We start from the raw sequence: 9,927 nt of genomic DNA on the forward strand, positions 1-9,927 counted from the left end.
TCGGGGGCTTCTTGAAAGGATCACCAGGTAAGTGAAAAAAGTATAAAAATTCTTCTTAACAGAAAAAATAAAAACATCCCCTACATCACACAAGAACTCAGAAAAATACCTGTAAACCAGTAGAAAAAATACCTGCTTACCAGTAGATCAATGAGCCGGAAAAGCATTTACTTTTGATGGTGAAAGATGGTAATCTAAGTATATTGCAGATTACAAGGCAAAAGACCGTTTCAGCACCGGCTACCTGTATTTTGGACAAAGCATATTAAACCCAACATGATCATTCATCCTTTTAAGTATTCCCGGGTACCGGGTATTTTTTTTACGCTGATACTTCTTATTACAGCGGGTTTGTGTAATGCACAAGTTGCCTTAACACCGGGAAAGATTCCCTTTGAAACAAAGTATCTTAAAACCGGGAAGTATGAAATGGGCTGCTATATTGTAGATGGGGGCAGGGAGACGGAGATCAGCTCATTTATCATTGATATTAATGCGAACAAAGAAACGATGTCTATCGTTACCACACTAAACCTGGTTGGCGCCGGTGACCCGCGGATTGACACCATTATTTCTGATGGGAAAACTTTCACGCCTCTTTACAGGTCTTCATTCAACGATAAGTATGAGCTGATGCTCAACTATGGAAAGGAAGTTACAGGGTACCATTACGACAAACAGAGCCGGAAGAAACGCGTCATCAAAGAACCGGTAAACGAAGCTTTTTTTGATGGGTATTGCTATCCCTATTTACTTGGATTACTTCCCCTTGCTTCCGGATACAGTGCCAGCATGCCGGTGTATGATTACAGACCGGAGAATACCGTTAATCTGAAAAAGGCGATTATTGAAGAAGTAACCAGCGGTATGTATACCAGCAGTCTTACCGGTGCACATAAGGTTTGGCTGGTGACTGTTTTTGAACAGGCCACCAACGATAAGTATGTGTATTACATCGACAAAGAAACACGCAGGTTATGGAAGGTGGATATATTTTCCAATGCCGGCCAGCATATTCTGATGGTTGACAGAGAGACAGATTTTAATCCTTTTAAAAGCACTTTTGATAAAGTGGCTACCATGAAACTGATAAAGTCGGGCAGTGCGGTGATCAGTGGACAAGTGTATGCAAAAGACAATGAAAATGAAGGAATGCTTAGTGGTATTGCAGTGATTAATATAAATAAAAAACAATACGCCCGTGCAGGTACATCCATTGTTTTGATCCCCTATACCGATTTCTTTAAAGAATGGATAAAATTAAATGAAGCATCCAGGAAAAAGGGAAGGGCAGTACCACTTCCGAAAGAAGCGGCGGAATGTATCAAAACAACAACTGTATATGATGACAAGGGCCATTTTGAATTTGTAAACCTGATGCCCGGCGACTACCTGATTTTTGCGGAAATTGGTTATGTACATACGTCCAGGCGAACTGAAGTGGTAGGCTATACGGATACTTATGTAAATGGCTTGTACCAGGGAACCTCTGAGAACACAACTGTCAGAAGTTATGTTGGTAACACTTCAGCCACTGTTAAAAAGGTAGTGAAGATAGAAAAAGAAGGAGAGACGGTAGAAGTGAAACTGAAGAAGACGTTATAGTTATTGCAGAATGAATTTTCAGGCAGCCGGAGGTTAATCCTCCGGCTGCTTTTTTATCTTCATAGTCGGATCATCCTGCGCTTACCTGCGTACCAATTCTACCCTTCTGTTGCTGGCTTTACCTGCTTCCGTTGCATTAGAGCCTATGGGTGATAAGGGGCCGACCCCTTCCGCCGTCAATTGTCCGGCACTCACACCATGTTTGGTGGTCAACTCATTTACAATAGCGGCTGCCCGTTGTTTTGACAGTGTAAGGTTATGCTGAAAATCCCCGGTATTATCGGTATGCCCAACGATAAATACTTTCTGAGAGGGATCCGCTTTTAAAAAGCTGGCTATTTCTTTCAAACTGGGAGTAGATTCAGGTTTTATAGTTGCCTTGTCGGTGTCAAAATAAATACCGTAAAAGGCCATTTTCCCTTCTTCTTTCATTCCTTTTTTTATCTGCTCGGCGGTGATGGCTTCCACATCCTGGCGCATAGCGCCTTCTTTTACACTGGTTACCGTATAATAGCCGCTGCCGTCTGTATAAACCTGCAACCAGTATGTGTCGCTTCCCTTTTTGATTTTGCCATACAGCGTGCTGTTTTTGTTATAGGCATCCGGTAGCTCACCACCTGCCTTTACAATGGCATTCTTATAATTTTGATAGATCTGCACGGGGGCGGGTCGATTTTCAAAGTCACCCAGCCAGCGAAAGGATACTTCCAGGAATTCTCCGGATTTTTCCACAACGCTATAACCGTTTGGGGATTTGTCGTTCAGCGTAAACTCCAGCTTGTCGAACTCCCGGTTAACGCAATCCGATACTTCAAAATTGGACATGTTGCTGAACAAGGGATGGCCCGGGCATTTTTGTCCATAGATATTACTGGTCACACCAATGCAGGTGATAAGCAGAAGGGTAGAAAAGAAAGAATGTTTCATAGTTGAAAGGATGATGACTACTTACATATTGAGTAGCCCGTTGTAGTTGATAACAACGGCGTCTATCCGTAAAAATAGTATTTTTTTGTTATCACTTCATGGCACAATTTACTTTTCCGGATCTGGTAATAACAGCAGCCGGAGAAGGCACATTATGGATGCGGTGGAAAATCAGTATGGGTACCAATAGGCCTTACATCTAACCAGAGTGTATATTGACGGCCATTCGTCTGCCATCTGTTAAATAATCTCGCTTCGAGGAACATCCATCTTTGCCTAATTCTTTTTTTAACACTCACCGATGTGGCACTGTTGTAATCATCTGATAATTTATTCAGTCTCCGTACAAAGTCCACCTCGTCATTGTAAATGGCCAGCGCTAACTGATGGTCCGGGTTCAACCCAACTTCATGTTCGCCACGGCCATGATCTTCATCCACTTCTTTTTCTTTCTCCTTTTTCCCCGTTTTCTTTTTCTTCTCCTCCCTGATTTGATGTAGCTGCTCCAGTACCGATACTGCTTTTACATAAGGGAAGCATCTTTCCGGAATAACAATTTCCCCACCCCCGGACATGATATAGTAACATAATTCATTCCCATGCTCCTTATCGAGGATCTCGGTATGATTACTTTCTTCGTTAGGTGACCTTACCGCTCCAATGTTTGATTTGATATATATAGCAACAAAACTGTCGCCATATACAATACCGTCAACAACGGTTGCCAGTTTCTTTTTTCCTACGGGTGTTACATAAAAACCGCGTCCTTTACCGATATGATTAGCTGAATCCACTTTTTCCACTGCAGGTCCCTTCGCCACGAGGCTCTCCAGGTTTGCGAAATCAGTTTCATGCACTCCGAGTTTTTTCAGCCCCTTGTAGGTTTCAGGAAAGTTTTCCCATCCAAAGTCTTCGGGAGTCTGGCGGCGTTTTGGCTGCTGGCTTACCTCGGGTAACGAAAAGCTTTGCACTCCTTTAAAATCCTCCTCTCCGAATCCTGCTTCATCTCCAAAACCTTCTCCATATCCTCCATCTTCCTCTTCTTCAGATGATTCTTTTTCCAGGTCTTCAACTATATCACTCACGCTGCTATCGTCGCTTTTAAGCAGCCGGATCAGCCTTAGCAGTTCCGTTTTCTCGTTGTCTTTCAGCGGCTTGGTTATTCCAAGGTGCGGGCTCCAGCCTATGGCGAGCTTCAGGTCTGCCAGTTTCGACGATTCAGTGAGGTCCACGCCGTTGATCTGCATCAGTTGAGCCGTAGGTACAACCGAAGCAGCCGTCTGCTGTTTGAATCCCTTATAAGGCCCGGTTGCAGGATCTTTCGATAACTGTACCGCCTTTTGTCCCATCTCATCCGCTTCTTTTTCCAGCCCTGAATCGTTATTGATATTTACCTTACCCTTCAATTGCATGGTGGGCGTTACCCGTCCCTGTTTCTGCTGTACAACATGCCAGGCTTCATGCGGCAGGTGTTTTTCCTGGCCGGATGCCAGGTGTATATCCGTTCCCTGGGCAAAAGCGTGCGCCTGTAGTTGTGAAGGCTTGCCTGAATTGTAATGTACATTTACATCATCCATTGAATAACCCGACAGGTTTTCAATGCCGGATTTAAGGTTGTCAGGCAAACCGGTATTATTGGACTTTAATTGAAATGGCTTAGGCCCATTACGCATTTGTAATGGATCTTCTTCATGATCCTTTTCATCAGATGCTCTTTGAACTGGCTGAACAGCGGGCTTCGATATTCCTGAAATACTATGGTTGTACGCGGCAGCGGAGGATGGTGAATGTATCACCCCGCTATACTGGTTTTCATGTGACATAATATGAGGGATTGGATTATATCATATATTGTAATTTACATCATTTGGGTTATAAAATGATGTAAAATCATGACAAGCCCGCTTTGAAATGATGGCTATCTAACCACCATCCCCGTTATCCCCCCGATGATATCATTCAAACCCACCGGCTTCTCATTTTTCCAGTAAGTGGCTTTGCCATCAAGATAACCAGCTATATAAACGTCGTTTCCTGCAACCGTGATAACGCTTGCTCCGGCGCCGGAGGCCTCTTTGCCATCGGTGAGCCTTACCGCTTTCCCGTTTTTCCAGTAAACAATGATATTGGCGCCTTCCGCATTCCTGTCGATCCCGGTTACATATACATCATTGCCGGATATTGCTATCGCATTGGCCCTGCAGCCACCGGGAAGTATCACCGGTTCACCGTTTTTCCAATACATGGCCACTTCCTTTCCATCTTCATCCATTTTAAAACCTGCTACATAAATGTCGTTGCCGGATATGGCAATAGCATGGGCTTCCGCACTCTTCTGCCCGTCCGATAGTGGGATGGCGGTGCCGTTTTTCCAGCAGATGGCCACATAGTTGCCCTGATCATTTGGCTGGTAACCGGCTATATAAACATCGCTGCTGTTGAGCGCAATGGCATGTATTTCAGCGTCTGCACCCAACGAGGTGGGTGCGCCGTTTTTCCAGTATACTGCATCGCCGCCATTGCTGCCAATCACATGTACATCCGGGCCGGATATAGCGATGCCAACTGCTTTGGAAAATGTTTCCCCGTTGGCGAGCGTTACTGCTTTCCCGTTTTTCCAATAGGTGGCAACAGGCTCTCCGGCGGTGTTATATTCATGACCGGCAACATAATCATCATCGCCGGATACTGCAATAGCAGCCGCTCCTGCGGTCGTTTTGCCATCCGTTAGCCGGATTGTTTTTCCATTTTTCCAATAAGTAAGGCCAGGTTCTTTACCGGAATAGTCGTCATATACCGCTAATATAGCAGGAGAGGACTGGGCTTTAACTGTAGAGGTAAAAGTTAACAACAATGCCAGCGCGCTGGCCAGGGGTTTAATTTTTCTGATCATGCTTTACTTTTTTGCAGGTGTTCCGTTTAGGGTGCGTCAGTACGTAATTAAGGGCTGAAGATACGATTTTTTATATACCGGAGAAGAGGTAGGTGCATGAAAAAAAGCCTTCGGATCATCCTGACCGAAGGCTTTTAAAAAAATATGATAACAGATTTTATTTGAAAAGATGAATGACCAGGTTTACTTCAAATGTTCCATTGGTGTAGTTGCTTAAACCTGCCGTCTGCGAGTTGTATACCAGCTGGAATCCGGCTATGGACCTGTAGTTTACGCCTGCGCCGGCACTAAAGCTCTTCGAAGAATGATACATGGCAAACGCATTCAGTTGTTGTTGTAAGAAGATGAAATTAGCGCCGGCATCAATAATATTATCATACCCTTTCACACCACGCATACACACTTTAGGTTCTATTGAATTCAGCTGCCCGTCCATTTCAAATTTATATCCCGCTGCAGCGAAGTACAGGGCGCGATCTATTCCATCGTCTTCGGCTTTGTTTTTAACAAAGCTAACCAGGTTTGGGACAGATGCCTGCACCGTAAGCCCTTTGCGGGTGTAGGCCATGCCGAAGTCGCCTTCAAAGTAATTATCCCTTCTGTTGAAGGCGTTGATGTAGGTGTCGGTTATATCGCCATTGACCCCTTTGGTATCCAGCCGGCGGTTTATAAATGCGGCCGACAGGCCAAAATGCAATACCCCTGCGCCGCTTAAACTCAATGGAAGGTGGTAAGCATAAGTGAAGGCTACTTTTGTGCTGTTGATCAAGCCGGCTTTATCGTTAAAAATATTCATGCCAATGCCTACGCGCTTTCCGAGCATATAGTCGGCCGTAAGGGCTTTGGCCACCGGCGCCCCCGGTATATCTGACGACTGCCGCTGGTAAGCCGCGTACACATGTAACCCGGTGTCGATACCTGCCATTGCTGCATTGGCCATATACTGATCCAGGAAGTATTGCGCCGCCAATGGCTCATACATCATGGTAGGATTGCCTGCAGTTTGTGCGCCTGCATATTGACTGCTGAGAGCGAAAGCTCCCAGCAGCGTGATATATCTCACATACTTTTTCATAGTCGTTTGCTTAGTAATTTGCATTGACAATTGTGATAAACCCTTTAAACTTCGGTGTGTTACCGCCCAGATCAATAATATAATAGTAGGTTCCTTCTGCCAGCCGCTGACCATTTACGGTACCATTCCAGTTGTTGGTATAGCCGCGCTGATGGAATACCATGCGTCCTGAACGGTCAAATATCTTTACTTCATTTTGCGGGTACATATCGATATTCTTTACCACCCACAGGTCGTTTTTACCATCGCCGTTAGGAGTCAGGATATTGGTGGCTTCCAGTTTATAGTCCTCTTTAACAGTGATCGTGATATCCTTCGTAACGCTGCAACCGCTGCTGCTGGTGATGGTTACCTGGTAGTTGGTGGTAACCGCCGGGCGGGCTACGGGCGAAGCGGTAGTTGGATCATTCAGTCCTGTTGCGGGAGACCATAAGTAGGTATGGCCGCCGGAGGCCGTGAGCGTGATCGTTTCTCCCTTACTGATTGTAGTATTTCCATTTGCCCGTACATTACCCACAGGTAATGGGTTTACAGTTACTATCACTGCTGCGGAGAGTACGCCGAAATTGTTATCGTAAATCGCTTTTACGGTATAGCTGCCGCTTTCGTTCACGGTCAGCGATTGGCCGGTGGCTCCGGGTATCTGGATGCCGTTGCGGTACCACTCATTGGTGGTTGTGCTGCTGGATTGTAACGTGAGCGTATTGGATTCGCAGAAAGTGGTACTGCCCTGGGCCGTGATTACCGGCGCCGTCCATGCAGTAACGACAATAGTTTGTGTAACCGTTTGCGCCGGCTCGTAGTTGCTGTTACCCGGTTGTGAAGCACTGATGTTGGCAGTGCCTACTGTTCCCACGTGTGCCGTATTACCGTTGATACTGATGGAAGCGGTATTGTCGCTGGTAAGCGTAACCGGCAGTCCGGAGCTGGCAGTGGCAGTGAGTATGAAATCAGGATCTCCCTGGTTTTTATTACCTGTTTGAGTAAAGGTAATTTGCTGCTGTGCCTTTGCAATTGTCAGTTGACCATCTGTAAAGGAGATGTTATAATTGTTGCTGGTTAAGCCAGAAGGCGTAATGATATAAGTGCCTGCATTTATGGCTCCCTGCGAGGTACCTGCGTAGGCAAGTGTACCGGTTAAACTGGTTGCTGCATCTCCATTCACGAATCCGGTATAATCTACACCGTTACCACCCGTATAGCCGTTACCGGTATAGGTGCGTACTTCGTCTCTGGCTTTAATATTCAGCATTGCTTTGGCCACATTGAAGGTTTGTGTGACTTGTGCAGCCGGTGAATAGTTGCCGTTGCCTGCCTGGTCAGCTGCAATGGTTACATTGCCTGCGCCGGTAATGGTAACGGTGTTGCCGCTGATAGTGGCCGGCCCGCTTACCACGCTGTAGCTCACCGCTAACGTACTGCTGCTGCTGGCGTTGAGCGTAAAGGCAGCGTCGCCATATGTTTTACCGGTGATGGCCGGGAAGGTGATGGTTTGCGATGTGAGCGCAACGGTTAATATGCCGTTGACAGGAGTGAAGATGTAATTGGCCGCGGTCAATGGCGTTACATCCACTGCAATGGGATAGGTGCCTGGTGCGCTGCTGTTATTTGCAGTAGTGCTAAGACCCGGTGTACCGCTTATCACGCTATTGTTTTCACCATTCACAAACCCACTGATGGTGTAAGTGAGTGCAGGATTATTAGCGCCGTATACTTTCTGTTTATCATCCGCGGTTACCATTAGCGTGGCCGGCGTTACCTGGAACGATTGGCTCACCGCCGCTGCTGCGGTATAGTTAGCATCTCCTGCCTGCGTGGCGCTGATGGTTACATTGCCCACGCCGGTGATAGTAACGGTGTTACCGTTTACGGTAGCCGGACCGGAAGTAACGGTATAGGCTACTGTTAACCCTGCATCGCTACCTGCATTGAGAGTAAAGGCGGCATCACCATATGTTTTACCGGTGATAGCCGGGAAGGTGATGGTTTGTGATGCCTGCGTAATAGTGAGTGATCCGTTCACAAAGCTGAAGTCGTAATTAGCTGCTGCTAACGCACCAGCAGTAACCGTAATCGGATAAACACCCGGTACGCTGTTGATATCGGCAGTGTGCGCGATGATGGCGTTGCCGGATACTACATTGATGTTTTCGTTGTTTACAAAGCCGGTAATGGTGTAATCCGGTGTTGGATTAGCTTGTTTGTACGCCTTGTTTTTATCATTAGCCGTTACCGTTAGTATTGCTTTGGCAACGCTGAAGGTTTGTGTTACCTGTGTAGCAGGCGAGTAGTTGCCGTTACCGCCCTGATCGGCTGCAATGGTCACATTGCCCGCGCCGGTAATGGTAACGGTGTTGCCGCTGATAGTGGCTGGTCCGCTTACCACGCTGTAGCTCACTGCTAACGCACTGCTGCTACTGGCGTTGAGCGCAAAGGCAGCGTCGCCATATGTTTTACCGGTGATGGCCGGGAAGGTGATGGTTTGCGATGTGAGCGCAACGGTTAATATACCGTTGACAGGAGTGAAGATGTAATTGGTTGAGATCAATGGCGTCACATCCACTGCAATGGGATAGGTGCCTGGTGCGCTGCTGTTATTTGCAGTAGTGCTGAGAGCAGCAACACCAGTAATCACGCTGCTGTTTTCACCATTCACAAACCCGCTGATAGTGTAAGTGAGTGCAGGATTATTAGCGCCGTATACTTTCTGTTTATCATCCGCGGTTACCGTCAGTGTAGCCGGCGTTACCTGGAACGATTGGCTCACCGCCGCTGCTGCGGTATAGTTAGCATCTCCTGCCTGTGTGGCGCTGATGGTTACATTGCCCACGCCGGTGATAGTGACGGTGTTACCGTTTACGGTAGCCGGCCCGGAAGTAACGGTATAGGCTACTGTTAACCCTGCATCGCTACCTGCATTGAGAGTAAAGGCGGCATCACCATATGTTTTACCGGTGATAGCCGGGAAGGTGATGGTTTGAGAAGCCTGCGTAATGGTAAGTGATCCATTCACAAAGCTGAAGTTGTAATTAGCTGCTGCTAACGCACCAGCAGTAACCGTAATCGGATAAACACCCGGCACGCTATTGATATCAGCGGTGTGCGCGATGATGGCGTTGCCGGATACTACACTGATGGTTTCGTTGTTTACAAAACCGGTAATGGTGTAATCCGGTGTTGGATTAGCTTGTTTGTACGCCCTGTTTTTATCATTAGCCGTTACCGTTAGTATTGCTTTGGCAACGTTAAATGTTTGTGTTACCTGTGTAGCAGGAGAGTAGTTGCCGTTACCGCCCTGATCAGCTGCAATGGTTACATTGCCTGTGCCGGTAATAGTAACGGTGTTACCATTGATAGTGGCTGGCCCGCTTACCACGCTGTAGCTCACCGCTAACGCACTGCTGCTACCGGCGTTGAGCGCAAAGGC

6 protein-coding genes are annotated in these 9,927 nt (G+C 46.8%); 1 reads left to right on the forward strand and 5 read right to left on the reverse strand.

Annotation, left to right across the window (positions count from 1 at the left end; genetic code table 11):
- The first annotated feature begins 276 nt into the window (after positions 1-276).
- Positions 277-1,605 (forward strand): DUF3108 domain-containing protein, encoded by a 1,329-nt coding sequence (locus tag B5Z18_RS29245; protein ID WP_079473091.1) that lies wholly within the window; start codon positions 277-279, stop codon positions 1,603-1,605.
- An 81-nt stretch (positions 1,606-1,686) separates the two neighbouring features.
- Here the strand turns inward: B5Z18_RS29245 and B5Z18_RS29250 are convergent, their stop codons facing one another.
- The 5 genes from B5Z18_RS29250 to B5Z18_RS29270 form a co-directional block, all read right to left on the reverse strand.
- Positions 1,687-2,532 carry an OmpA family protein gene (locus B5Z18_RS29250; protein ID WP_079473092.1) on the reverse strand — a complete coding sequence of 282 codons (846 nt, stop codon included), beginning with the start codon at positions 2,530-2,532 and terminating at the stop codon, positions 1,687-1,689.
- A 152-nt stretch (positions 2,533-2,684) separates the two neighbouring features.
- Positions 2,685-4,355: an eCIS core domain-containing protein gene (locus B5Z18_RS29255; RefSeq protein ID WP_079473093.1), complete on the reverse strand. Its 1,671-nt coding sequence runs from the start codon at positions 4,353-4,355 to the stop codon at positions 2,685-2,687.
- 95 nt (positions 4,356-4,450) lie between these two features.
- Positions 4,451-5,425 carry a hypothetical protein gene (locus B5Z18_RS29260; RefSeq protein ID WP_079473094.1) on the reverse strand — a complete coding sequence of 325 codons (975 nt, stop codon included), beginning with the start codon at positions 5,423-5,425 and terminating at the stop codon, positions 4,451-4,453.
- A 157-nt stretch (positions 5,426-5,582) separates the two neighbouring features.
- The gene (locus B5Z18_RS29265; protein ID WP_159454471.1) at positions 5,583-6,500 is read right to left on the reverse strand and encodes a PorP/SprF family type IX secretion system membrane protein; all 918 of its coding nucleotides are present in this window, start codon (positions 6,498-6,500) and stop codon (positions 5,583-5,585) included.
- Between the two features lie 10 nt (positions 6,501-6,510).
- Positions 6,511-9,927: MBG domain-containing protein (locus tag B5Z18_RS29270; protein ID WP_143313735.1), on the reverse strand; the 3,417-nt coding region annotated here is incomplete at its 5' end.

It is taken from the genome of Chitinophaga ginsengisegetis (assembly GCF_900168065.1).
GTDB classification, from domain to species: Bacteria; Bacteroidota; Bacteroidia; order Chitinophagales; family Chitinophagaceae; genus Chitinophaga; species Chitinophaga ginsengisegetis.

Bases quoted from the DNA above. Each gene is read 5' to 3' on its own strand.
- B5Z18_RS29245 (WP_079473091.1), top strand. From the start codon at position 277: ATGATCATTCATCCTTTTAAGTATTCCCGGGTACCGGGTATTTTTTTT.
- B5Z18_RS29250 (WP_079473092.1), bottom strand. From the start codon at position 2,532: ATGAAACATTCTTTCTTTTCTACCCTTCTGCTTATCACCTGCATTGGT.
- B5Z18_RS29255 (WP_079473093.1), bottom strand. From the start codon at position 4,355: ATGTCACATGAAAACCAGTATAGCGGGGTGATACATTCACCATCCTCC.
- B5Z18_RS29260 (WP_079473094.1), bottom strand. From the start codon at position 5,425: ATGATCAGAAAAATTAAACCCCTGGCCAGCGCGCTGGCATTGTTGTTA.
- B5Z18_RS29265 (WP_159454471.1), bottom strand. From the start codon at position 6,500: ATGAAAAAGTATGTGAGATATATCACGCTGCTGGGAGCTTTCGCTCTC.